Origin of the sequence: Micromonospora sp. NPDC048835, from assembly GCF_040649995.1 — a bacterium.
Taxonomy (GTDB): domain Bacteria; phylum Actinomycetota; class Actinomycetes; order Mycobacteriales; family Micromonosporaceae; genus Micromonospora.
On the sequence record NZ_JBEZGM010000003.1, the window covers coordinates 1 to 24,198 of the forward strand.

Annotated in this window: 18 protein-coding genes and 1 pseudogene; 13 read left to right on the forward strand and 6 right to left on the reverse strand. The window is 70.2% G+C overall.

Annotated elements, in window-relative coordinates; translation table 11 throughout:
* The first annotated feature begins 366 nt into the window (after positions 1-366).
* Both AB0C15_RS04760 and AB0C15_RS04765 read left to right on the forward strand, forming a co-directional pair.
* Positions 367-1,389 (forward strand): NUDIX domain-containing protein, encoded by a 1,023-nt coding sequence (locus AB0C15_RS04760; RefSeq protein ID WP_357348711.1) that lies wholly within the window; start codon positions 367-369, stop codon positions 1,387-1,389.
* Positions 1,390-1,734: 345 nt separating this feature from the next.
* Positions 1,735-2,685, forward strand: a complete 951-nt coding sequence (locus tag AB0C15_RS04765; RefSeq protein WP_357348713.1) for a CDP-alcohol phosphatidyltransferase family protein — start codon at positions 1,735-1,737, stop codon at positions 2,683-2,685.
* 57 nt (positions 2,686-2,742) lie between these two features.
* Here AB0C15_RS04765 and AB0C15_RS04770 read toward each other — a convergent pair whose 3' ends face one another.
* From AB0C15_RS04770 to AB0C15_RS04780, 3 genes and pseudogenes are all read right to left on the reverse strand, one after another.
* On the reverse strand, positions 2,743-3,996 hold the full coding sequence (locus AB0C15_RS04770; RefSeq protein ID WP_357348715.1) for a phosphatidylserine decarboxylase: 1,254 nt from the start codon (positions 3,994-3,996) through the stop codon (positions 2,743-2,745).
* A gap of 607 nt (positions 3,997-4,603) precedes the next feature.
* A pseudogene (locus AB0C15_RS04775) lies at positions 4,604-4,786 on the reverse strand (hypothetical protein); the annotation flags it as partial.
* Positions 4,783-6,579: a PspC domain-containing protein gene (locus tag AB0C15_RS04780; RefSeq protein ID WP_357348717.1), complete on the reverse strand. Its 1,797-nt coding sequence runs from the start codon at positions 6,577-6,579 to the stop codon at positions 4,783-4,785. The gene AB0C15_RS04780 and the pseudogene AB0C15_RS04775, both read right to left, overlap by 4 nt.
* 172 nt (positions 6,580-6,751) lie before the next feature.
* Here AB0C15_RS04780 and AB0C15_RS04785 point away from each other — a divergent pair, with 172 nt between their 5' ends.
* The 7 genes from AB0C15_RS04785 (at position 6,752) to AB0C15_RS04815 (ending at position 14,996) form a co-directional block, all read left to right on the forward strand.
* Positions 6,752-7,990 carry a PspC domain-containing protein gene (locus AB0C15_RS04785; RefSeq protein ID WP_357348719.1) on the forward strand — a complete coding sequence of 413 codons (1,239 nt, stop codon included), beginning with the start codon at positions 6,752-6,754 and terminating at the stop codon, positions 7,988-7,990.
* A gap of 2 nt (positions 7,991-7,992) precedes the next feature.
* Positions 7,993-8,679, forward strand: coding sequence for a response regulator transcription factor (locus tag AB0C15_RS04790; protein ID WP_357349311.1), 687 nt, complete (start codon positions 7,993-7,995; stop codon positions 8,677-8,679).
* Positions 8,680-9,259: 580 nt separating this feature from the next.
* On the forward strand, positions 9,260-10,897 hold the full coding sequence (locus AB0C15_RS04795; protein ID WP_357348721.1) for an ABC transporter substrate-binding protein: 1,638 nt from the start codon (positions 9,260-9,262) through the stop codon (positions 10,895-10,897).
* 148 nt (positions 10,898-11,045) lie between these two features.
* Positions 11,046-11,972 carry an ABC transporter permease gene (locus AB0C15_RS04800; RefSeq protein ID WP_357348724.1) on the forward strand — a complete coding sequence of 309 codons (927 nt, stop codon included), beginning with the start codon at positions 11,046-11,048 and terminating at the stop codon, positions 11,970-11,972.
* The gene (locus AB0C15_RS04805) at positions 11,965-12,936 is read left to right on the forward strand and encodes an ABC transporter permease (protein WP_357348726.1); all 972 of its coding nucleotides are present in this window, start codon (positions 11,965-11,967) and stop codon (positions 12,934-12,936) included. Before AB0C15_RS04800 ends, AB0C15_RS04805 begins: the two co-directional genes overlap by 8 nt.
* Before the next feature lie 25 nt (positions 12,937-12,961).
* Positions 12,962-13,990, forward strand: coding sequence for an ABC transporter ATP-binding protein (locus tag AB0C15_RS04810; protein ID WP_357349313.1), 1,029 nt, complete (start codon positions 12,962-12,964; stop codon positions 13,988-13,990).
* Entirely contained in the window at positions 13,983-14,996 is a 1,014-nt protein-coding gene (locus tag AB0C15_RS04815; RefSeq protein WP_357348728.1) for a dipeptide ABC transporter ATP-binding protein, read from the forward strand. The genes AB0C15_RS04810 and AB0C15_RS04815 overlap by 8 nt, the downstream gene beginning before the upstream one ends.
* A gap of 330 nt (positions 14,997-15,326) precedes the next feature.
* On the opposite strand, the gene AB0C15_RS04820 is transcribed toward AB0C15_RS04815, so the two are convergent.
* Positions 15,327-15,716: a chorismate mutase gene (locus tag AB0C15_RS04820; protein ID WP_357348730.1), complete on the reverse strand. Its 390-nt coding sequence runs from the start codon at positions 15,714-15,716 to the stop codon at positions 15,327-15,329.
* 354 nt (positions 15,717-16,070) lie between these two features.
* Between AB0C15_RS04820 and pcrA the strand changes: the two genes are divergently transcribed.
* Both pcrA and AB0C15_RS04830 read left to right on the forward strand, forming a co-directional pair.
* Positions 16,071-18,476: a DNA helicase PcrA gene (gene pcrA / locus AB0C15_RS04825; RefSeq protein ID WP_357348732.1), complete on the forward strand. Its 2,406-nt coding sequence runs from the start codon at positions 16,071-16,073 to the stop codon at positions 18,474-18,476.
* 192 nt (positions 18,477-18,668) lie between these two features.
* Positions 18,669-19,874 carry a DUF418 domain-containing protein gene (locus AB0C15_RS04830; protein WP_357348734.1) on the forward strand — a complete coding sequence of 402 codons (1,206 nt, stop codon included), beginning with the start codon at positions 18,669-18,671 and terminating at the stop codon, positions 19,872-19,874.
* Positions 19,875-19,928: 54 nt separating this feature from the next.
* Here AB0C15_RS04830 and AB0C15_RS04835 read toward each other — a convergent pair whose 3' ends face one another.
* Both AB0C15_RS04835 and AB0C15_RS04840 read right to left on the reverse strand, forming a co-directional pair.
* Positions 19,929-20,696 (reverse strand): M23 family metallopeptidase, encoded by a 768-nt coding sequence (locus AB0C15_RS04835; RefSeq protein ID WP_357348736.1) that lies wholly within the window; start codon positions 20,694-20,696, stop codon positions 19,929-19,931.
* 274 nt (positions 20,697-20,970) lie between these two features.
* The gene (locus AB0C15_RS04840) at positions 20,971-21,678 is read right to left on the reverse strand and encodes a M23 family metallopeptidase (RefSeq protein WP_357348738.1); all 708 of its coding nucleotides are present in this window, start codon (positions 21,676-21,678) and stop codon (positions 20,971-20,973) included.
* A gap of 479 nt (positions 21,679-22,157) precedes the next feature.
* On the opposite strand from AB0C15_RS04840, the gene AB0C15_RS04845 reads away from it, so the two are divergent.
* Complete coding sequence (locus AB0C15_RS04845) at positions 22,158-22,562, forward strand: cobalamin B12-binding domain-containing protein (protein WP_357348740.1); 405 nt, start codon at positions 22,158-22,160, stop codon at positions 22,560-22,562.
* A 455-nt stretch (positions 22,563-23,017) separates the two neighbouring features.
* Entirely contained in the window at positions 23,018-24,196 is a 1,179-nt protein-coding gene (gene sucC, locus AB0C15_RS04850; protein WP_357348742.1) for an ADP-forming succinate--CoA ligase subunit beta, read from the forward strand.
* Positions 24,197-24,198: the final 2 nt, after the last annotated feature.

Sequence of the window (24,198 nt, forward strand, 5' to 3'; positions counted from 1 at the left end):
CGAACTCAACGCACGGCCACGCCAAACCCTCGACTGGCAGAATCCAGCCGAGGTACTCCACAAACACCTGGTTGCAACCGCCGCTTGAAACCGCCCACGCGCGAGGCCACTACATCCCGGATCTTGCGCGATCTTGGGGGCGGGAGGCCCCGGAGGGGGAGCTCGGGTCTTCCGGCAGGCGATCCTCGGCCGGCTCGATCCACCCGAGTGCGCCGGCTCGCCAGCTCGGCGAAGTCTTCCACGCGTCACCGCGCACTGATCATGACGTTCTCGCGTTGATCATGAAGTTATTGTCAGGGCGCAGGATTGATGGGTGACGACTTCATGATCGACTGATCTGGGGTGCGAGACCGGGGGTGGGCGCGAGTGCAATTCACGCGGAGAGTCGGGGCTTACGGGCTGTTGCGCGATTCGGGTCGGATCCTGATGCTGCGCGACGGGGCGGAGGGCGAGTATCCGGGGTTCTGGCGGTTGCCGGGCAGTGCCGTTGGGCACGCGGAGCACCCGGAGCGGACCGTAATCCGCGCGGCTGCCGCACAGGCTGGGCTGACCGTGACGGTGACGCGACTGGTCGCGGTGGTCGCCGACGTCACCACCTCTGCGGAGCAGGGGCTCGCGCTGCACACCGACCGATTGCTGTTCGAGCTCAGCACGTCCCACGGACGGGCCGAGAGCGCGCGACCCGAGAACGGGTGGGCCGAGGGCGCGCGACCCGAGAACGGGTGGGCCGAGGGCGCGCGACCCGAGAACGGGTGGGCCGAGGGCGCGCGGCCGGAGGCTGCGTTGCGTGACGTCGGGGCTGGCTCGGTTGATGAGGCCCGCTGGCTTTCCCTGGAGGAGGTCGAGCGGTTGCCGCTGACCCCGTTCACCTCCGAGGCGCTCGGCCTGCCGGTGACGCCACTGCCACCGGGGACGCATCGGTTCGCGGAACCGTTCTCGCCGCCGCACCCCGACCGGCGGTTGCGCTTCGGGGCGTACGGGCTGGTCACCGACCCTGCCGGGCGGATCCTGCTCACCCAGATCGCGGCGGGCTACCCGGGTGCCGGCCTGTGGCATCTGCCCGGTGGTGGCACCGATCACGGTGAGCAGCCGGCCACCGGGTTGCTCCGGGAGTTGGTCGAGGAGGGTGGGCAGGTGGGGCGGGTGGTGGAGCTTCTTGGCGTCAACAATCTGCACAATCCCGCTGCGGTGGGCCCGGAGGGTCGGCCGCTGGACTGGCATGGCGTACGGGTGATCTATCGGGTGGTGGTGGACGTACCTACCGATGCGGTCGTCACCGAGTCTGTCGGGGGGTCGACGGCGCGGGCGGGGTGGTTCAGCCGCGCGGAGGCGGTTGACCTGCCGTTGAGCGACATCGCCGCGCTGGCAATCGGACAGAGTGGTCGATAGCACTCCGCTCGCTGAGCCGAGATGGTGACCCTCCGGTACAGTCAAGGGCGGGAATGATGGAGGAAACGGGCGATGATGCCCGGGATGGGAACAAGCGAGCGGTTCGAGCGGTTTAAGCCAGATACAAGTACCGCCGGCAGCTATCGCCAAGCCATGTTCCCCTATGCGATGGTGTACTCCGCAAAATGGCTGCCGGGCCATGCAAGGTCCGGCACGAGACAGCCGGACACCCGCCAGTCGGCGGTCAGCAGATCCGGTGATGGAGGAAACGTGCCGAGAGCCCCATGGCGCCGGCGTCGTACTACTGACAGTCCGCGCCCCGCAGGGCGTCGCTGGGCGGGCCGGTTGCGCCGCAGCAGCACGTTCGCCCGCCAGGTGCTGTTGGTCCGGGTCGGCCGCCGCGACGGCGACCTGCACACGACCGACCTGGCCCCGACCGAGCACCGGTACGCCGACCGGCAGCGCCGTCGCTACGGCCTGGACCGGCTCAGCCGCCCGACGCTCGGTGTGGATCCCACACTTGGGCTGGACCGGGCGGACATCGACGCGGTCATGCCGGTCAGCCCAGCGATGCCGCCGATGGCGCCTGTCGACGAGGCCCGCTCGATTCCGCTGCTCCCCGGCGAGCGCACCATGGCGCGCCGGATGAAGTTCGCGCTGGTGAATGCCTGCACACTGGCCAGCCTGATGCTCGGCATGCTCGCCATCTTCCTGGCCATGCAGGGCGAGGTGCGCATCGCCGCGCTCTGCCTGATCGCCTGCGTCGGCTTCGACGGTCTGGACGGCGCGCTGGCCCGACGGCTCGGTGTGGCCAGCCCGTTCGGCGCACAGATGGACTCGCTCGCCGACATGTGCTCGTTCGGCCTCGCCGCGCCGGTCGTGGTCTACGCCTCGCTCGCCGGGTCCGTCTCCACGGCCGCGGCGGCGGTGGCGTGCGCTCTGGTCGCTGCGTGTGCCGCGATCCGACTGGCCCGCTTCAACGTCTCACCCAAGGACGGCCGGTTCTTCTGCGGTGTGCCCACCACCATGGCGGCCGCCGTGCTCGCCGTCACCGTGGCGATCAACCTGCCGGTGCCCGGTGCGGTGCTGGTCGCCGGGGTGGCGCTGCTGGCCTTCGCGATGGTTTCGAGCTTCCCGTACGCCAAGCTCGCCCGCCTGGTGAAGCTGCCGCCGTGGCTCTGGTTGGCCCCGGTGATCGGCGCGTTGGTCGACATCCGGCTCACGTTCGCCCTGATCGTGGTGGGCTACCTGATCAGCGGGCCGGTCCTCTGGCTGCGGCAACGTCGTACCGTCTGATGTGAGCAGACAGAACGGGGCGCCGCGGACAGCGGCGCCCCGTTCTGCGTTGGCGGGTCAGCGCCAGCGGGCGATCACCGTGGACCCGCCGACCACCTTGTCGCCCGGCCCGACCAGCGGGTCGGCGGACTCGGCCGGCAGGTAGACGTCGGTCCGGGAACCGAACCGGATCAACCCGAAGCGCTCGCCCTTGGCCAGCAGCGCGCCGATCGGCGCGCGCTGCACGATCCGGCGGGCGATCAGCCCGGTCCGTTGCGCGACCACCACCGTGCCACGGGCGGTGTCCAGCACGGTGTACGCGGCGACGTTGTGTTCGGCGTCCGGCTTCATCGCGTTGACGAAGCCGCCGTCGGCGACGAAGTAGTCCACCACCTTGCCGGCGACCGGGGCGCGGTTGACGTGCACGTCGAGTACGGACAGGAACACCGCGACCCGCAACCACTCGCCGTCGCCGAAGCGCTCGTCGTGCAGTCGCTGCACCGACAGGACCTTGCCGTCCGCGCTGGCGACCACGGCGTTCGGGTCCTCCGGCACGTCCCGTTCGGGGTCCCGGAAGAACGCGGCGACCGGCCCGGCGGCAAGCGCCGGCAGCAGCCACAGTTTGGACGACGGGCGCGTCACCCGGGCCAGCGCCGCGAGGCCCAGCGCGATGCCCGCTGCCGCCACACCGTTGGAGTCGATGTGCATGCCCCGGGTCAGCGGCACACTCGACGGCCGGTACGCGGGGGCCAGGCTGTCGGCTGCGGCCGGGCTGGCCGGGGTGAACCGCAGCCGGTAGACCCGCACCGGGGGCGAGTTGCGCAGCACCAGATCCGCGCCGACGCCGTAGAGGGCGTCCTGTCGGGCCAGCTCGGCGGCGGCACCCTCGGTCCGGCCGGGCGTGGTGACGGTCGCGACGCTCAGCACCGCCCCGTCGGTCAGGTATTTGGCCAGCCCCTCGATGCCGCTGCGGGTCGCCTCGGCGGTGCCGGTGAACGCCTCGCCGGCGATGACGACCGCGGCGGCCTCGGCTTCGGCGAGCGAGTCGACGACGTTGACCCGGTCGGCGACCCAGCGGCCCTGGGCGGTGACGTGCTCGCGGAGCGCAGCGGCGCCGAACGGCTCGGTGGGCACCACCGTGAGCCGGTCACCGGGGAGCAGCGCCTCGATCGCCGCGGCCAGCACCGCGGAGTCCGGGTTCGCCCCGACCAGCAGGGCGGCCTTGGCGTCGTTGATTCGGGCCAGCTCGGCGACGAGGGTACGGGCGGCTCGCTCGCCGATGCGGACCGGACCGGACCGGCCGGTGGTACGCACGGCGGGGGACTGGGTCATGTCGGGCGGGCTCCTGACGGGGGTAGAGACGGGAATCGCGGCGGGACCGCCATGGGCGGGACGGGCCGGCCGGCGGAGGCGAGATCTCCACCGACCAGCATATGCGTCCGTCCGCGTCGGCCGCACCGCCGTGGGGATGCGGTGGACCGACGCGGACAGGTGCCCGAGGTCAGGCTTCCCTGCGCGGACCCTTCCGCTCGTCGCCCGGCTGGTCGTCGACGGCCCCGACGGGGTGGTCGGGTCGGGTCGGCTCGTCCCCGTCGGACGGAGGGGTGCCGATCCCGATGGTCGGCTCCTCGTCGCCCTTGGCGGGCGACCCGGTGCTGGGCTCGGTGGGCGGTTCGGTGGGTGCATGTGCCAGCCAGGCCGGGTGGATCACGTCCGGGGAGAGCGGCGGGGGTGTGACGAGTGTCGGGTCGCTGGAGGGAGCGTCCCAGGTGGACCGTTCGGCTTCCCAGACCGGCAGGGCCACGCCGGAGGTCGACGAGGCGGCGCCGGAGACCGGCGCGGGCGCACCGGACGTGGGCGCGCCGGAAACAGACGGGCCGGAGACGGGCGCCACGGCCTCGGCGGCACCTGCCTCGGCGGTCGGTTCCGGCTGGTTCGGCCGAGCCGAGCGCAGCGCGCCGACCAGACCGAAGACCCCGATCAGGATGAGTGCGCCGGCCAGGAACCAGCCGACCGGCGGTAGCGAGAGCCCGAGCAGTTGGGCGAGCAACCACCAGGCGGACAGCGCCAGGAACACGAGCCCGAAGGCGAACGACACCAGATCCGTGCGGTGAGCCTTCACCGGGTCACCTCCAGGTTGCCGGCATTGACATGGATGTAGAGGCGCAGCGTTCCGCCGCCGGGCCCGTCTGCGCCGACGTCGGTGAACTCCCGCAGGCGGCCGTCCAGCCCGCCGGAGCGGTTGCCGAAGATGGTGGCGTCACCGGCGTTGACGTCGGCCACGGTGGTGACGTCCACGTTCGGTGGGACGACAACTGTCGCCTGGCCGAAGTTCACCGCAACCGTCACCTGGCTGTCCCGTTTCGCGAAGTCGATCCCGCGCAGGTCGAGCACGGCGTCGCCGAAGCTGTTCTCGTAGCGGTCCGCCAGGTCGCGGTAGTCGGTGGGCGCCCAGGTCACCGCGCCGTCGACGCCGCGTACCCGGTCGTAGGACTCGGCGACTGTCGCCGTACCGAGCGCTGCCGCGGTGACCAGACCGAGCGCGATGAGCCAGCGCGCCCGCCCGAACCACGTGCCGACAAGCAACCCCAGCGCGATCGTGGCCAACGCGGCCGCGAAGTACGCCGAGGCGCTGACCGCGAAGACGTCAAGCAGGTCGAGCAGGGCCACCAGACCGAGTACCAGGAAGATCAGTGAGAAGGTCACCGCGCCGAGCGGCGAGCGCTCCTTGGGGCGCTTCGGTGGCTTGGGCGGCTTGCGGGGCGGAGGCGCGACCGCCGTCGGCGAAGCGTACGGGCCGTGTGGCGCGAACGGAGGACGGTAGCCGGAGGGCGGCGGGGCGGTCGGATAGCCGGCCGGTGCGGTGGGCGTGCTGCTCACCGGTGCCGACGGCCAGCCGGCGCTGGGCATGGCGGTGCTCGGCCAGTCGGGCTGGGCAGCGGTCGCGCCGACCGGTTGCCCGGACGCCGGGCCCACCCCGGTCGTCCCACCCGCTTCGCTCAGCGGGCCCGCCCCGGTCACCTGCTGCGTCGCGGCGGCCGACAGCGGAGCACCTGTCGGTGGCGTGTCGTACGCCGGGAGGGTCACGGTGGGTGCCGCCCCGGTCGCCGCGCTGGGGTACGCCGGGCCGGTGCTGGCCATCGGCGGTGTCACCGCTGGACCGGTGGACGGCGCGACGCCGTACGACGGTGCGGGCCAGGCCACCGGCGGGACGACCGGGCCGGGCGGCCCGGTGGGTGGAGGGCCACCCGGGGTGCCGGGCCGTGGGAAGCGGCTGTCCCGGTTGAGTAGGAGCGCGCCGGCGACCAGGATGGCCGCGCCGAGCAGCACCGCGCGGAAGGCGTCGGTGACGATGTACGCGAAGCTGGCGGCGACCAGGATGCCCAGGATGATCACGGTCACCGGCGACATGCTGGAGCGACCACGCCCGAGCATCGACTCGACGGGGGACGCGGTGTCGCCCTCGTTCGGGATGATCAGCCAGGCGGCGACGTAGACCAGGATGCCGATGCCCCCGAAGAACCCGAGCACCGCGAGCAGCACCCGCCAGAGCACCGGATCGGTGTTGGTGGCACGGCCGATCGCCGCGCAGACGCCGGCCAGATACCGCCCCTCGCGCGGTCGGACCAGTCCGTACCGTGAGGTGAAGCCGGTGCCGCCGAGCGGCGGTGGCGGCGCGGACGGACCGGGAGCGCCCGGGCCGTAGCCGGTGCCCGCCGCGAACCCGGGGCCTGGGCCGTAGCCCGCCGCGGGTGGCCCGTAGCGGTCCTCCGGACCGCCGGGTGCGGTGCCGGCGTGCGGCGCGAACGTGCCGGGATCGGTCCGGTCGGTGGGCGGGGTGGTGGGCGGGGGCGGTGCTGAACCGCCCGGCTGTGCCGACCCCGGTCGGGGCGGCGGGGCAGCTTCCTCGGTCATGCTTCGATCCTGCTGCCCGGTCCACCCGAACGACCTCAGGACCCGACCCTGACCCCACCCTGAGATCCGGCGGCCGGAATGTCGGGGGCGTCCCCGTGGTCGGGGACGCCGCAGCGTGTGACGATCGAGTCACCCACCTCGACCTGTCAGCAGGGAGCCTCCGATCAGCACCGTGACCTCGCCCCCGCGCCTCTACCGCGCCCCGGAGCACCGGATGGCGGCCGGCGTCGCCGCCGGCATCGCCGACCATCTCGGCATCTCGGTGTTGCGGGTGCGCGTCGCGTTCATGGTCCTGCTCGGCCTGAGCGGGCTCGGCCTGCTGCTCTACGCGGCCTTCTGGGCGGTGGTGCCGCTGCGTCCCGGTGACACCGCGGTGCCGCCCCGGCGGGATGTGGCCCAACTCCTGCCGTTCGTGGGGATCGGGCTCGGTGTCCTGTTGATCCAGGTGATGGTCTTCGACTCGGTGGGCGCGGCGGGCACCGCCGGTTGGCTGGTGGCGATCATCGCGGTCGGCGCCGGGGTCATCTGGCACCAGTCCGCGCCCGAGCGCCGCCGACAGTGGGGCGACGCGATGCCGGTGCCCTGGCTCGGCGCGGTCGTCGAGGAGAGCGACCGGCGGGCCTTCGTGCTCCGGTTCATCGGTGGGGGGATCCTGGTCGCGGTCGGCATCATCGGCGTCGCGGCCGTCTATTCGCCGGCCCAGAACTTCGACGCGGTGATCAACGGCGTGATCTTCGCGCTGGTCGGGTTGGCGGGTGTCGGGGTGGTCGCCGCGCCGGTGCTCTGGCGGACGTACAACCAGCTCCGTTCGGAGCGCGAGGGGCGCATCCGTGAGCAGGAGCGGGCCGAGCTGGCGGCGATGGTGCACGACCAGGTGCTGCACACGTTGGCCCTGATCCAGCGCAACGCCGGCGACGTCAAGACGGTGCAGCGGCTGGCCCGGGGGCAGGAGCGGTCCCTGCGCAACTGGCTCTACAAGCCGACCGCCTCGCCGAGCGAGCGCTTCGCCGCAGCTCTGGAACAGGCCGCGGCCGAGGTCGAGGACACCTTCGCGATCAGCGTGGAGACGGTGGTGGTGGGGGACCGGGAGACCGACGAGAAGGTCGGGGCGATCGTCGCGGCCGCGCGCGAGGCGTTGGTGAACGCCGCCCGGCACGCCGGCGTGCAGACCGTGTCGCTCTACGCCGAGGTGGAGCCGGATCAGGTAAGCGTCTTCGTCCGGGACCGGGGGAAGGGCTTCGATCCGGATACCGTGGAGGACCACCGGCACGGCGTGAGCGGCTCGATCATCGGGCGGATGAAGCGGCACGGCGGACGGGCCGAGATCCGGTCCGGCCCGGGGGAGGGGACCGAGGTCCGGTTGATCCTGCCGATCTCCCGGGACTCGTCCGCAGCGGAGAGGAACAGATGACCATGGCCGAGCAGTCGACCGAGCACCTCGACCCGGCGGGTGCCCGCCCCGAGCGGCTGCGGGTGTTCCTGGTGGACGACCACGCCATGTTCCGAGCCGGGGTGCGCGCGGAGTTGGGCGCCCACGTCGAGGTGGTGGGCGAGGCGAGCACGGTGGCCGAGGCGGTCACCCGGATCGCCGCCGTCGGCCCGGACGTGGTGCTGCTCGACGTGCACATGCCCGACGGTGGCGGTCGTGCGGTGTTGGAGGCGATGCGGCGTACGCACCCGCAGGTCAAGTTCCTCGCGTTGAGCGTCTCCGACGCCGCGGAGGATGTGATCGGGCTGATCCGTGCCGGTGCCCGTGGGTACGTCACCAAGACCATCTCCCCGGACGAGCTGGCCGCCGCGATCCGCCGGGTGGCCGACGGGGACGCGGTGTTCAGCCCACGGCTGGCCGGGTTCGTGCTCGACGCCTTCGCGGCGCGACCGGACGCTCCGGTGGCCGACCCGGAGCTGGACCAGCTCACCAACCGTGAGCGGGAGGTGCTGCGGCTGCTGGCCCGGGGGTACGCGTACAAGGAGATCGCCAAGGAGCTGTTCATCTCCATCAAGACGGTGGAGACGCACGTGTCGAACGTGTTGCGCAAGCTCCAGATGTCCAACCGCTACGAGCTTTCCCGTTGGGCGGCGGACCGCCGGCTCGTCTGAGCGTGCGTCGGTGCGGGCGAGGATCAGAGAAACGTCGGGCGCACCCTCCTACACCCAGCCGGTGATCGCGCCCGGGTAGCCCTGGGCGCCCTCATCCGGACGGGTCGAAACATGAGTGGTGACGTACGTCCTATCGGGCTCGGGTAGGTCCGGGACGCGGATACGGGCCGAGGCCTGCTTCGCGGGTGACGCAACGTATTTCCTGCTCAGTGACGTCCGCGACGACCGTTTTATGATCATTTTTCAAGTATCGGCAACATGGCGGGCAACTAACGGCTTGATAACGGCACCTTCACGGAAGCGGCCGGTGGGTGTCACAGTGGCAGCACCTCACCATCGGTGTGTGGCACTCCGTACGCCCCAGGCCCACGATTTCCGCCGGAAACGGCGGCCCGTGGCTGTGTCGATCGCGTCGTGTCACGCCTCTTTGGTGGGGAGCCCGGCGGATCGGAACATCAGGGGTGTCCCCAACTTCCCTGTGGTCCCGGCGACCCGCGCCCCGGGGTGGTCGGGCGGTGTCACCCCCAAACGTGCGTGAAACCCACGACGGAACCTGGTTAGAAAGAGGAGGCCCCTCGGAATGAGAGTCTCGAAGCGGGCGACGGGCGCGATCGCGCTCAGCGCGGCTGCCGCGCTTGTCGCGAGCGGTTGCTCGAGCGGCGGCGACGGCGACACTGCCGCCAGCGCGGACGGCTCGATCGTTGTTCACGGCGTCCAGCCGGAGAACCCGCTGGTCCCGGCGAACACCACGGAGACCGGCGGCGGCAAGATCATCGACTGGATGTGGACCGGCCTGGTCGAGTATCCGAACGACGGTGGGGCCCCGCGTAACGCGCTGGCGGAGTCCATCAACACCACGGACTCCAAGGTCTTCACGATCAAGATCAAGGCTGGTACCAAGTTCCACGACGGTACCGAGGTCAAGGCGAAGAACTTCGTCGACGCCTGGAACTGGGCCGCCTACTCGCCGAACGGCGCGCAGAACGGCACCTTCTTCGCGGACATCGCGGGCTTCGACAAGACCTACACCTCCGACCCGGACGGCGCGGAGGGCCCGAAGAAGGCCCCGGAGCCGACGGCCAAGGAGCTGTCCGGTCTGAAGGTCATCGACGAGCAGACCTTCGAGGTCACCCTGGCGGCCCCGACCGCGGTCTTCCCGACCAAGCTCGGCTACAGCGCCTTCATGCCGCTGCCGGACGCCTTCTTCACCATGAAGCCCGAGGAGTTCGGTCGCAAGCCGATCGGCAACGGCCCGGTGAAGTTCGTGTCGTGGGACGACAACGCCCTCATCAAGCTGACCCGCTTCGACGACTACAACCTTCGCGACAAGATGAAGGTCAAGGACGTCGACGTCAAGCTGTACCAGGACGACAACGCCGCCTACGCCGACCTGCTGGCCAACAACCTCGACTTCATGGAGGTTGTCCCCACCTCGGCGCTCGCCGGTGACAAGTGGAAGACCGACCTCGGTGACCGGGGCCGCTCGACCGTCACCCCGTCGACCGCGTTCATCGCGTTCCCGATCTACGACAAGCGCTTCCAGAACCCGAAGCTGCGTCGTGCGGTGTCCCTCGCCGTCAACCGGCAGGAGATCTCGGACAAGATCTTCTTCGGTACCCGCAAGCCGGCCGACAGCTGGGCGAACCCGCTGACCCCGGGCGCCAAGCCGGGCAACTGCACCGCCTGCAAGTTCGACCCGGAGACGGCCAAGACGCTGCTCGCCGAGGCCGGTGGCTTCACCGGTGAGATGGTCTTCTACTACAACGCGGACTCCGCCCACAAGGACTGGATGGACGCCGTCGCGCAGCAGATCAAGACCAACCTCAGCATCAACGCTCGGGCCGAGGGTGTGCCGACCTTCGCGGTGTTCCGCCAGAACATCAACGCCCACCAGATGAAGGGCCCGTACCGCGCTGCCTGGCAGCAGGACTACCCGGACGTGGAGAACTGGGTCAACCCGCTCTTCATCACCGGCGGCTCCTCGAACGACGGCCTCTACAGCAACCCCGAGGTCGACACCCTTGCCAAGCAGGCCAGCGGCGCTCCGAGCCTGGAGGCTTCGCACGAGGCGTTCGCCAAGGCGGTCGAGAAGGTCGACCAGGACGTCCCGAGCATCCCGGTCTACTTCTACGGTCAGCAGTCCGGCCACTCGGAGAAGATCAAGAAGCTCGAGCTGAACAACGTCGGTGAAATCGACATCACCTCGGTCGAGCTCTGATCCGAACGGTCTGACCCCGGGTCGGGCTCGCCACATCCGGTGAGCCCGACCCGGGGCCGTTCCGCGATTGGGTGTTACAACACTCCACTCGCACGTTGTCACCACCGTGTCGGCCGTCCGACGCGCCCCCTGTCTGGAGGACCACCCCATGGGCCGTTATCTGTTGAGACGGCTGCTCCAACTCGTGCCGGTCTTCATCGGTACGACGTTCCTGATCTACTGGCTCGTCTGGGCCGTTCCGGGCGACCCCTTCGCCGGCAAGTGCGGCGAGCGTCGCTGCCCGGACCAGTACATCGCCTTCATGACCGAGAAGTACAACCTCGACCAGAACGTCTTCGTGCAGTACGGCAGTTACATGAAGAACCTGCTCCAGGGCGACTTCGGTCAGACGTTCTCGCAGCGCGAGATCAGCGACATCATCCTGACCTCGTACCCGAACACCCTGAAGCTGGCTCTCGTGGCGCTCGCCATCGAGGCGATCATCGGCCTCGGCGCCGGCGTGCTGACCGGTCTGCGGCGCAACGGCTTCCTGGACAACCTGGTCCTGGTCTCCACCCTCTTCCTCATCGCGCTGCCGGTCTTCGTGGTCGGCTTCGTGCTGCAGTGGCTGCTGGGTGTGCAGTGGGGCATCATCAAGCCGACCGTCTCCTCGGAGATGCGGTGGTCCGAGCTGATCGTGCCGGGCTTCGTGCTGGGTAGCGCGTCAGTGGCGTACATCGCCCGGGTGGCACGAACGAGCATCGCCGAGAACCGTCGCGCGGACTACGTTCGTACCGCAATCGCCAAGGGCCTGCCGATGCGCCGTGTGGTGGGTGTGCACCTGCTGCGCAACTCGCTCATCCCGGTGGTGACGCTGCTCGGTACCGACCTCGGTGCCCTGATGGGTGGCGCGATCGTCACCGAGGGAATCTTCGGCATCAACGGGATCGGCCGCCAGGTCTTCCGGGCGATCATCACCAAGGAGAGCGCCACGGTGGTAGGCATCGTGGTCGTCCTGGTGCTGGTCTATCTCGTGATGAACCTGCTGGTTGACCTGCTCTACGCCGCCCTGGACCCGAGGATCCGTTATGAGTGACCCGAGTACCGCATCGATCGTCAGCACCCCTGGCGCACATCCGACCGACTCCGCCGCCCCCGCCACCGCGGGCCAGCCGCAGAGCAACGAGAAACCGCGCGGCCTGCTCGGTGACGCCTGGCGGGACCTGCGGCGCAAGCCGCTGTTCTGGATCTCGGCAACGCTGATCTTGATCTTCCTGCTGATGGCGGCCTTCCCGGCGCTGTTCGCTCCGGGCGGCGACCCGGAGAACGGCGCGTTGGCCCGCAGCCTCAACAAGCCGGGCGCCGATGGTTGGTTCGGCTACGACGTGCAGGGCCGCGACGTCTACGCCCGGGTCATCTACGGCGCGCGTGCGTCCATTCAGGTCGCCGTGCTCTCCGTGCTGGGCACCCTGCTCATCGGCGGAACGATGGGCATCATCTCCGGCTACCGCGGTGGCTGGGTGGACGCGCTGCTCAGCCGGATCGCCGACGTCTTCTTCGGCCTGCCGTTCGTGCTCGGCGCGATCGTCATCCTGACCACCTTCAACGGGTCGGGCACCGGCAACAGCAAGAACAAGATCATGGGTCTGGTGACCGCCTCCCTGATCGTGTTGAGCTGGCCGGTGGTGATGCGACTGATGCGCTCCTCGGTGCTCGCCACCAAGGAGGCCGACTACATCGTGGCGGCCCGCGCGCTGGGTGCCGGCACTGGCCGGATCATCCTCAAGCACCTGCTGCCGAACTGTCTGGCGCCGCTGCTGGTCTACGGCACGATCATGGTCGGCTCGTTCATCGGTGCCGAGGCCACCCTGTCGTTCCTGGGCGTCGGACTGAAGTCGCCGGTGGTGTCCTGGGGCATCATGATCAGCGATGGGCAGCAGTTCGTCCGGGTCGCGCCGGGGCTGGTGTTCTTCCCCGCCGCGTTCCTCGTCACCGCAGTGCTGAGCTTCGTGATGCTCGGTGAGGCGGTCCGCGAGGCCCTCGATCCGAAACTCCGCTAGGGGATATCCAGTGTCCGACATTCTCGTGTCCGAGCAGTCCGCGTCGGGGCCCGGCAGGTCCGGGCGTCCCTCCGGCCGGCTGCTCGAGGTCGACGACCTGCGGGTGGAGTTCCGTACCCGGGACGGCGTCGCAAAGGTCATCAACGGGGTCACCTACCACGTCGACGCGGGGGAGACCCTCGCCGTGCTCGGCGAGTCCGGCTCCGGTAAGAGCGTCACCGCGCAGACCATCATGGGCATCCTCGACACGCCGCCCGGCTTCGTGACCGGTGGGCAGGTCCGCTTCCACGGCAAGGACATGCTGCGCATGTCCGCCGAGGAGCGTCGCCGCATCCGCGGCGAGGGCATCGCGATGATCTTCCAGGATGCGCTCTCCGCGCTGAACCCCGTCTTCACCGTCGGGTTCCAGATCGCCGAGCAGTTCCGGGTCCGGCGCGGCATGGGTCGCGCGGAGGCCAAGAAGCGCGCGATCGACATGCTCGACCAGGTCAAGATCCCGAACGCCAAGGGTCGGTACAACAACTACCCGCACCAGTTCTCCGGCGGTATGCGGCAGCGCGCGATGATCGCGATGTCGCTGGCGCTCGACCCGGAGGTGCTGATCGCGGACGAGCCCACCACGGCGCTCGACGTGACCGTCCAGGCCCAGATCATGGACCTGCTCGCGGAGCTTCAGCGTGAGCGGCAGATGGGCATGATCCTGATCACCCACGACCTCGGCGTGGTCGCCGACGTCGCGGACCGGATCGCGGTCATGTACGCGGGCCGGATCGTCGAGGAAGCCAACGTGTACGACCTGTACGCCAAGCCGGCGCACCCGTACACGATCGGTCTGATCGAATCCATCCCGCGCCTCGACGAGAAGGGGCAGCAGCTCCGGACGATCAAGGGCCTCCCGCCGAACCTGATGAACATCCCGCCGGGCTGCCCGTTCAACCCGCGGTGCCCGATGGCTCAGCCGGTGTGCCGGGAGAAGGTCCCGCCGCTGCTGCAGGTCGGCGCCTCCCGGGCCAGCGCCTGCCACTTCGCCGAGGAGCTGGTGAACCGTGTCTGAGAACATCCTCGAGGTCAATGACCTGGTCAAGCACTACCCCGTCACGCAGGGTGTGGTGTTCAAGAAGACCGTCGGTCAGGTCAAGGCGGTGGACGGGGTCTCGTTCGGTCTGCGCGCCGGTGAGACGCTCGGTGTGGTCGGCGAGTCCGGCTGCGGCAAGTCGACGCTCGCCCGGGTGCTGATGAACCTGGAGAAGCCGACCGCCGGCAACGTGGTCTACAAGGGCCAGGACATCTCCAAGCTCTCCGGTGGGGCGCTGCGACGTCTGCGCCGGCAGATTCAGCTGGTCATGCAGGACCCGTACACCTCGCTGAACCCGCGAATGACCGTCGGTGACCTGCTCGGTGAGCCGTTCGAGATCCACCCGGAGGTGGCGCCGAAGGGCAGCCGCCGGGCCAAGGTCCGCGAACTGCTCGACCTGGTCGGGCTCAACCCGGAGCACATCAACAGGTACCCGCACCAGTTCTCCGGCGGTCAGCGTCAGCGCATCGGCATCGCCCGTGCCCTCGCGCTGCGGCCCGAGATCATCGTCTGCGACGAGCCGGTCTCGGCGCTCGACGTCTCCATCCAGGCCCAGGTCATGAACCTGCTGGAGCAGTTGCAGGGCGAGTTCGGGCTCTCCTACGTCTTCATCGCGCACGACCTGTCGGTGGTTCGCCACCTGTCGGACCGGGTCGCGGTGATGTACCTCGGCAAGATCGTCGAGATCGGCACCGAGGACGAGATCTACGAGCGGCCGACCCACCCGTACACCCAGGCTCTGCTCTCCGCGGTGCCGGTGCCGGACCCGACGCAGCGCAACAACAAGACGATCATCCGGCTCACGGGTGACGTGCCGTCGCCGATCAGCCCGCCCTCGGGCTGCCGGTTCCGGACCCGCTGTTGGAAGGCGCAGGACGTCTGCGCCGAGCAGGTCCCGTTGCTGGAAGTCCGGCGGAGCTCGGACCACCCGAGCGCCTGCCACTTCGCGGAGAAGCGCGAGATCGTCGCCACCCACGAGGTGTGAGTCACCGAAACCGCCTGCCGCCGTCACCACGACGACGGCAGGCGGTTCCGTCTGTCCGGGACCTTCGTCGGCCACGCGGCGGCCCGGCAGCCCGCGTGGCGTTCCGGCAGCCCGCGTGGCGTTCCGGCAGCCCGCGTGGCGTTCCGGCAGCCCGCGTGGCGTTCCGGCAGCCCGCGCGGCGTTCCGGCAGCCCGCGCGGCGTTCCGGCAGCCATGTGGCGGCCCGGCAGCCCGCGTGGCGGTTCGGCGGCCACGTGGCGTCATCGGCCCGTGCGTCGCGCGGGGCGGGCCCCAGGTCGCCGCGGCGCGCCTCAGCGATCGCCGGGACGGCTCACAGCGGGCCGCGGCCGGCGCGGAGCAGCAGCAGGGCCAACTGGGTGCCGTCGGCACCGAGCGCGACCCGGAACCGCTCCAGGATCTCCCGTTCCCGGGAGAGCACCAGCCGGGTCCCACCGGACGCCATCCGGGTCACCCCGACCTCCTGGGACAACGCGGCCCGCTCCTGCCAGAGGGCGATCAACGCGTGGTCGATCTCGTCGATCCGTTCCCTGATCTGCACGATCCGCGCGGCGGCGGACGGCTCCTGGGTGCCGGTCTGCTGCTCGGCCGGCTCGGCGTCCCCACCCGGGGTCGGGGTGGCCACCGCCGGCTCAGACCCCTGTGCCGCAGGCTGACCCGGTCGGATCGGGCTGCCGCTCTGCTCCATCACGTCTGTCATCATCGGGTACCTCTCGCAGTGTGGTGCCCGGTGCCCGGAACCTGGGACGGAAAAAGCCCCGGACTCCAGGAGCCCGGGGCTTTAGCAGGTCAGGAACGATCAGGCGCGACCTACGGCAGCGGGACTCCCGGTGCCATAGTAAAAGTAGTAGCGCTCTGCGATCACGCCGTCGAGTATGCCCACGTCGTCGCCGGGTGCGCAAGCATTCGGCGGTTTGTTCGACCGGGAGCGCGCCGAACGGTTACAGGGCGCGGTCGCGCGGAGCCGCCGAGCGCCAGTGCTGCCGAGCGCCAGAGGCGCAGGGCTGCCGAGCGCCAGAGGCACAGTGTCCGACGGGCGGCATAGACTTGTCGGGCGATGCATCCTCTCTTCGACATCCCCGCGTCCCCGCCTGCGCCGGAGTCCGCGCCGGCCCGCCCGCACCGACCCGGGGCGGCCGTCGCGCGCCTCGATCCGCAGCAGCTTCTCGACGGGCTGAACGGGCCGCAGCGCGACGCCGTCAGCCACGCCGGCTCGCCCCTGCTGATCGTGGCCGGCGCCGGGTCCGGCAAGACCCGGGTGCTCACGCACCGGATCGCCTACCTGCTCGCCGCCCGGGACGTGCACCCCGGGGAGATCATCGCGATCACCTTCACCAACAAGGCCGCAGGCGAGATGAAGGAGCGCGTCGCCGCGCTCGTGGGCCCCCGAGCCCGCCTGATGTGGGTGTCGACGTTCCACTCGGCCTGCGTGCGGATCCTGCGTGCCGAGCACGAGCACGCCGGTCTCAAGTCGACGTTCTCGATCTACGACGCGGACGACTCCCGCCGGCTCATGCAGTTGGTGACCCGTGAGCTGGATCTCGACCCCAAGCGCTACCCGGCACGTGGGCTCGCGGCTCAGGTCTCCAACCTCAAGAACGAGCTGGTCGACCCGGAGCAGTTCGCGGCGCGGGCCTCCGGGCCCAACGAGCGGGCCCTCGCCGAGGCGTACACGCTCTACCAGCGGCGGCTGCGTGAGGCACACGCCCTGGACTTCGACGACCTGATCATGACCACGGTGCACCTGCTCCAGTCCCACCCGCACGTCGCGGAGAGCTACCGCCGGCGGTTCCGGCACGTGCTCGTGGACGAGTACCAGGACACCAACCATGCCCAGTACGTCCTGATCAAGGAGCTGGTCTCCGGCACCGACGGGCTGGAGCCCGCCGAGTTGTGCGTCGTCGGCGACGCCGACCAGTCGATCTACGCGTTCCGCGGTGCGACCATCCGCAACATCCTGGAGTTCGAACGGGACTTCACCGACGCCCGGACGATCCTGCTGGAGCAGAACTACCGCTCCACCCAGACCATCCTCAACGCGGCCAACGCGGTGATCGACCGCAACACCTCCCGCAAACCCAAGCGGCTGTGGAGCGAGGCCGGCGCCGGTGAGCAGATCGTCGGCTACGTGGCCGACACCGAGCATGCCGAGGCCGACTGGGCCGCGCGGGAGATCGACCGGCTGGTCGACGCCGACGAGACCCGCCCCGGCGACGTCGCGGTCTTCTACCGCACCAACGCCCAGTCCCGCGTCTTCGAAGAGGTGTTCATCCGCGTCGGCCTGCCCTACAAGGTCGTCGGCGGGGTGCGCTTCTACGAGCGCAAGGAGGTCCGCGACGCCCTGGCGTACCTGCGTTCGGTGGTCAACGACGACGACACGGTGAGCCTGCGCAGAGTGCTCAACACCCCGCGCCGAGGCATCGGTGACCGCGCCGAGGCGTGCGTCGAGGCGCTCTCCAGCCGGGACCGGATCTCCTTCGGGGCGGCGCTGCGCCGGGCCCGGGAGGCTCCTGGCATCTCCAGTCGGGCGGCCAACGGCATCGCCGACTTCGTGGCGCTGCTCGACGGTGCCCGCGAGCTGGCTGAGACCGGCACCCCGGAGGAGGTGCTGGAGGCGTTGCTGACCCGCTCCGGCTACCTTACCGAGCTGGAGGAGAGCTTGGACCCGCAGGACGCCGGCCGGGTGGACAACCTCCAGGAGTTGGTGAGCGTCGCCCGGGAGTACACCGAGCGGATCGAGGCGCTTGGCGAGGAGGGCGAGCGGGCCACCCTGGCCGGCTTCCTGGAGCAGGTGGCGCTCGTGGCCGACGCCGACCAGATCCCCTCCGACGACCCCGATCACCAGGGCGTCGTCACCCTGATGACCCTGCACACCGCCAAGGGCCTGGAGTTCCCGGTGGTCTTCCTGACCGGGCTCGAGGATGGCGTCTTCCCGCACCTGCGCTCGCTCGGCGACACCCGCGAGCTGGAGGAGGAGCGCCGACTGGCGTACGTCGGCATCACCCGCGCCCGACAGCGGCTCTACCTCTCCCGGGCGGTGACCCGCTCGGCCTGGGGGCAGCCGTCCTACAACCCGCCGTCGCGCTTCCTGGAAGAGCTGCCGACCGAGTTGGTGCACTGGGAGCGCACCGAAGGGTCGTACACCTCGTGGGCCGGCGGGGGCGGCGGCGTGGGCGGTCGTGCGGACCGCGTGCCCGGCGGCCGCGGCACCTTCACCGGAGGCACGCCGAAGGCGGCCCAGCTTGCCCAGCGGCTCGGCGTGGACGCCAGCCGGTTGACCACGGCGAGCGAGCTGCCGCAGGGGCCGAAGGTGTCCGCGGGCGACCGGGTCAACCATCAGCGGTACGGGTTGGGTCGGGTGCTCGCCGTCGAGGGGCACGGCCCGGGTGCCCGCGCGCAGATCGACTTCGGCGACCAGACCATGTGGCTGGTGCTCCGGCACGCCCCGGTGGACAAGCTCTGACCCCACCCGGACCCGTACGGCCTCCGGGTGACGTGTGGCCTGCGGACTCGCCGGTCGAGGCTCGGTGGTGCAGCGGGTAGGGCCTGCCCCACCGGCGATCCTCCCGCTCACTGGCTGTCACCCGGACAGGCCGCTTCGTAGGGTCACAGGACAGGCGTCGAACACGACGCCTGTCCGTTCCGGAGGTGTCACGTGAGCCACTCCATCAAGGGCCCGCCCGTCGAAAACCTAGCGTCGTCCGGGACGCTCGCCCGGATCGTCGACGTCGACGCGTTGCGCGCCGTGGCGCTACTCCTCATCCTGGTTGTCAACGTCGCCTTTTTCGCCTCCGGCTACCCCTTCCACCTGGTTCCGGACCCGGCGCACGACTCCTGGGGCGACCAGGCGGTCCAGTGGCTGGTCGAGCTGCTGTTCACGATGAAGGCGTACCTGCTCTTCTCCTTCCTGTTCGGCTACAGCTTCACGCTTCAGCTCGATTCCGCCGCGCGGCGTGGCGTCGACGTCGCCCCACGGTTCCGGCGACGGCTGACCGGGCTGTTCGTGCTCGGCATCCTGCATGCGGTGCTGCTGTTCCAGGGCGACATCCTGACCACGTACGCGTTGCTCGGTCTGGTCCTGCTCGCCATGCGGAACGTCGGCGTCGGGACCGCGCTGCGCGTCGCCGTCCTGCTGACCGGCGGGATCGGCTTCGTCCTCGCGCTCGCCGCCACTGGCGGGACCGAGCTGGTCACCGATCCGGCGACGGCACTTGCGGCGGGGCAGCGGTCCACCGAGGCACTACAGGGTGGAATCGGCACAGTGATCACTGAGCACCTACGCCAGCTGCCGGCGATGTTCGGCACCCTCCTCGTGCAGGGGCCGCTCGCCCTCTCTGCCTTCCTCTTCGGTTACGCGGCCGGGCGGCGCCGGCTGCTCACCGACGTCGTCGGGAACCGGCAGCTCCTGCGCCGGGTGCAGCAGCTGGGCTATCCCATTGGCCTGGCCGGTGCGGTGATCTTCGCATCGGGTGGGGGCACCGCCAACCTGACCGGGCTGACGGCGGGTGTGCTCACCGCGCCGCTGCTCGCGGCCGCGTACGCCGCCACTCTGCTCCAGTTCTTCCAGACCGACCGGGGGCGGCGGGCCGCCGCCATGCTCGCGCCGGCCGGCCGAATGTCCCTGTCGAACTACCTGGGTCAGTCGCTGCTCTGCGTGCTGGTCTTCACCGGCGTAGGGCTGGGCCTGGCCGGTGCCCTCGCGCCCCCGGTCGTCGTCCTCGTCGCGGTCACGATCTACTGCGTGCAGCTCGCCGCCAGCGCGGCGTGGATGGCCCGGTTCCGGTACGGGCCGGCGGAGTGGTTGTTGCGGGCCTGGACCGAGCAGCGGTGGCCACGGCTGCGGGCCGCGGACCCGGCCTAGGTCTTTCTCGGCATCGGTCGACGCCAGGCCGGAGGGTTTCTCGTGGGCGGCCGGTCAGCAGCCCAGATCCACGCCGCGCGCCCGCATGAAGGGGGCCGGGTCGATCTGGTTCCACATGCCCTGGTGCACCTCGAAGTGCAGGTGCGGGCCGGTGGCGTCGCCGGTGGCGCCCTCGTAGCCGATGACCTGGCCGGCCTTGACCTTCTGGCCGACGGCGACCGCGATGCGGCTCTGGTGGGCGTAGTGGGTCAGGTAACCGTTCCCGTGGTCGATGAAGACGGAGTTGCCGTACCCGTCGGAGGCGTCGCCGGCCTGGGTCACGGTGCCGGCGGCCGCGGCGTGGATCGGCGTGCCGGAGGGCAGCGCCAGGTCGATTCCGGCGTGCAGGGTGCCCCAGCGCTGCCCGTAGCAGGACGTCACGGCCGCGCCCGGCATCGGGTCGACCCAGGCGGGCGTGGGCTTGGTGGTCTTCTTCGGCTTTGGCTTCGGCTTGGTGACGGTCTTGGTGGGGGCCGGGCTGGTGCTGACCGCCGATGGGCTCGGCGTCGGGCTGAGCGAGGGGGTGGCCGGGGCGCTCGATTCACGGACCGAGCGGTCGGCCCGGCTCGCGGCCTCGGCCCGGGACTGCGCGTCGAGGGAGACGGCAGCGGGTGTCGGGTGGTCGGTGCCGCTGGTGGCGACGACGACACCGCCGAGGCCGAGCGCTACCAGGGCGGCGGCCCCGAGCACGATGAGGCGGTTCCGCCGGCCGGTGCGCTGCGGCTGCCCGGTCTGGCTGGTGTCGGGGGTGTTCTCGTTCTGGACGGGGCTGTCTTCCTGCACGGCGGACCTTCACAGTCGAGGGGCACTTGACCTCGAAATACTGGCGTCGGGCCGAGTGGGGGCAGCCGTGGGGACCGAACACCCGGACGGAGAGCGGACCATCCGGTGTCCGAATTTGACCTGGTATCCAGCATTAAATCCGTAAAAGTGATCATGCTGGCGGGTGGCGTCGGCCACAGTCGCCGCTGTGGGCCGGGACACATCAAGCCCGGACCCAACAACGCAGAACCGCCCGGATCGACAGATCCGGGCGGTCAACGGTCGTTACGCACTGTCAGGAGGCGGCTGCCTCGCTGTAGATTGCCTCGACTTGCAGCTTGATGTCCACTCCGCGTTCCTGGAGGTACGGCACCGGGTCGACCGGCTGCCCCTTGACATGGATCTCCAGGTGCAGGTGCGTGCCGTACGCGTGGCCGGTCTGACCCACGAGGCCGAGTTGGTCGCCCGCCTTGATCTGCTGGCCTTCCTTGACGCTCACCGCGGAGGAGTGGCCGTAGATGGCCTCGCTGCCGTCGGCGTGCTGAACGATCACCGCGTTGCCGTACCCGCCGAACCAGCCGGCCTTGGTGACCAGCCCGTCGTGGATCGCCACGTAGGGAGTGCCCTCGCCGGCGACCAGGTCCACGCCGGTGTGCATCTTGCCCCAGCGCACCCCGTAGGGCGAGTTGAAGTCGTAACCCTGCAGCGGCAGCAGCCAGACCTCGCGCTCGGCGCTGTCCTCGCTGCGGCTGTCGCGGGAGGCGCGGTCGGCGTTGTCCGCACGGGCCGCGGCGTCCTGACTGGTGACCGACGCCTGCTTCAGCTCGTCGAGGACCGTCGGGCTGACGTCCTTGGCGTCCGGCAGGGCGCTCGCGCCGAGGGCCACGATGCCGGCCCCGACGAACGCGGTGGTGACGACAGCGGCGTAACGGCTGCGGGGTGGGGTGGGTACGCGGCGGCGACCGCGATATCGATCGGGCTCAGACGACAGGCGCTGGCGCACGCACACCCTCCGTTGTCGGGGTTCCGAAGCGGCCGGTGGGCGCCCCCTGAAAGCTCAGGCGGAACGTCCGCTGACCGCGTCGTCACCCGTCCATGGACCTGATGACAACCGTGGACACGTTAGCCAACCACCAGGCGAGTCACAAGCTAGACCGAAAAATTGGCGTGTCGATCTGTCCGTTTGCGTCCATGATTGTCATGCATCGCGACGCCGAACGGTGCCCCTGTCGCTGCCCGTTCGTCGCCGAGCGTGACCGTTCCGGCGGACTCGTCCGGCTTGACTCCGGACAGCGCGCCGGGAGGGTCTCGGCGGGTCGACCAGGAGCGTGGCGGTGGCCGTTGCCAGGCTGGACCTCGCCGGGCGACGGGTGGACGCGTCGGATGCCGGCCGGTGGCAGAGCCCGGATTTCCCGGGCCGGGTCCGCCGGGTTACCGTTCGTTAAGGGTGAAGGTCGTCAAGCCGGTGGAAGGTGTGCGCTGATGAGCTCTCGTATCCGGGTCGTCGTCGCCAAGCCCGGCCTCGACGGTCACGACCGGGGCGCGAAGGTCGTTGCGCGCGCCCTTCGGGATGCCGGGATGGAGGTCGTCTACACCGGCCTGCACCAGACTCCCGAGCAGATCGTCGAGACAGCCATCCAGGAGGACGCGGACGCGGTCGGCCTGTCCGTCCTCTCCGGCGCACACATGACGCTCTTCCGGCGGGTGCTCGAACTGCTCGGTGAGCGGGACGCCCGCGACATCGTCGTGTTCGGCGGCGGCATCATTCCGAACGGCGACATTCCCGAGTTGGAGAAGCTGGGCGTCGCGAAGATCTTCACGCCGGGCGCCACCACCCAGTCGATCGTCGAGTGGGTCCGCGAGAACGTGGCCCAGCCGGTCTCCTGAGACACGCTGTTCGCTTGCGGCGACCGGGCGCGGGGAAACTGCGCCGACCGGACGCGGGCACGGGGGAGGGGCCGGACGCACCCCTCACACGTCCGGCCCCTCTATGCACGATGCCCCGCCGCCACCCCTCGACCGACAGGGCATCGGCCGTATCCCGTCTTTGCGCTGTTCAGCGCGCCGACACCTGACTCAACGACGCCCCCACGGCAGGGTTACGCAACCCTGGCAACATCGCCCGGACGGTGGATGTCGACCCGCTCGTGGCCGGAAACGGCCACGAGCGATGTCCGGTTGTGCATTACCGCACACCGTGCACCCGCTCGGTTGCCGGTGGTGCCGACCTCGCTAGGCTGCGGCCAATGGCCTGTTTCAACTGATGACAGGCGTCAAACTGTTTTTTGAACGCTGGTGGCGGCGCGACGGCGCGCCGCGGAGACGGGACGGGACGCGCAATCGTGGACCTGTACGAGTACCAGGGGCGGGACCTGTTCGAGCGGCACGGCTTGCCCGTGCTGGCCGGCGGCGTCGCCACTACCCCGGAAGAGGCCCGCGCGATCGCCGAACGCCTCGGCGGCCGTGTGGTCGTCAAGGCGCAGGTAAAGGTCGGCGGCCGAGGTAAGGCCGGTGGCGTCAAGCTGGCCGAGGGCCCGGATGAGGCGGTGGCTCGGTCCACCGACATCCTCGGCATGGACATCAAGGGTCACACCGTCCACAAGGTCATGATCACGGTGACCGCGGACGTGGCCGAGGAGTACTACTTCTCGTACCTGCTCGACCGGGCGAACCGCACCTTCCTCTGCATCGCCAGCGTCGCCGGCGGCATGGACATCGAGCAGGTCGCCGCCGACACCCCCGACAAGGTCGTGAAGGCCCCGATCGACGCGGTGAAGGGCGTGGACGAGGCCAAGGCCCGCGAGATCGTGACCGCAGCCGGCTTCCCGGCCGAGGTCGCCGACCAGGTGGTCGAGATCGCCGTCGGCCTGTGGCAGGCGTTCGTCGCCGAGGACGCCACCCTGGTCGAGGTCAACCCGCTCGCCAAGAACGGCGACGGCACGATGCTGCTGCTCGACGCCAAGATCAGCTTGGACGAGAACGCGGCGTTCCGGCACCCGGACCACGAGGCCCTGGTCGACCAGGCCGCGGTGGACCCGCTGGAGCAGGCCGCCAAGGCCAAGGACCTCAACTACGTCAAGCTCGACGGCGAGGTCGGCATCATCGGCAACGGCGCGGGTCTGGTCATGTCGACCCTCGACGTGGTCGCGTACGCCGGTGAGCGGCACGGCAACGTCAAGCCGGCCAACTTCCTCGACATCGGCGGTGGCGCGAGCGCCGCGGTGATGGCGAACGGGCTGGAGATCGTGCTCTCCGACCCGGCCGTGAAGAGCGTCTTCGTCAACGTCTTCGGCGGCATCACCGCCTGCGACGAGGTCGCCAACGGCATCATCCAGGCGCTGGCCCTGCTGGAGCAGCGCGGCGAGCAGGTCACCAAGCCGCTCGTCGTCCGACTCGACGGCAACAACGCCGAAGCTGGCCGGGCGATCCTGGACAGCGCGAACAACCCGCTCGTGCAGCGGGTGGACACCATGGACGGTGCGGCCGAGCGGGCCGCCGAGCTGGCAGCTGCGGGGGTCTGATC

What these genes read in the sequence shown, in the direction of transcription:
- AB0C15_RS04770 (WP_357348715.1), bottom strand. Translation starts at nt 3,996, where the DNA reads ATGACCCAGTCCCCCGCCGTGCGTACCACCGGCCGGTCCGGTCCGGTC.
- AB0C15_RS04780 (WP_357348717.1), bottom strand. Translation starts at nt 6,579, where the DNA reads ATGACCGAGGAAGCTGCCCCGCCGCCCCGACCGGGGTCGGCACAGCCG.
- AB0C15_RS04790 (WP_357349311.1), top strand. Translation starts at nt 7,993, where the DNA reads ATGGCCGAGCAGTCGACCGAGCACCTCGACCCGGCGGGTGCCCGCCCC.
- AB0C15_RS04795 (WP_357348721.1), top strand. Translation starts at nt 9,260, where the DNA reads ATGAGAGTCTCGAAGCGGGCGACGGGCGCGATCGCGCTCAGCGCGGCT.
- AB0C15_RS04800 (WP_357348724.1), top strand. Translation starts at nt 11,046, where the DNA reads ATGGGCCGTTATCTGTTGAGACGGCTGCTCCAACTCGTGCCGGTCTTC.
- AB0C15_RS04805 (WP_357348726.1), top strand. Translation starts at nt 11,965, where the DNA reads ATGAGTGACCCGAGTACCGCATCGATCGTCAGCACCCCTGGCGCACAT.
- AB0C15_RS04820 (WP_357348730.1), bottom strand. Translation starts at nt 15,716, where the DNA reads ATGATGACAGACGTGATGGAGCAGAGCGGCAGCCCGATCCGACCGGGT.
- pcrA (WP_357348732.1), top strand. Translation starts at nt 16,071, where the DNA reads ATGCATCCTCTCTTCGACATCCCCGCGTCCCCGCCTGCGCCGGAGTCC.
- AB0C15_RS04845 (WP_357348740.1), top strand. Translation starts at nt 22,158, where the DNA reads ATGAGCTCTCGTATCCGGGTCGTCGTCGCCAAGCCCGGCCTCGACGGT.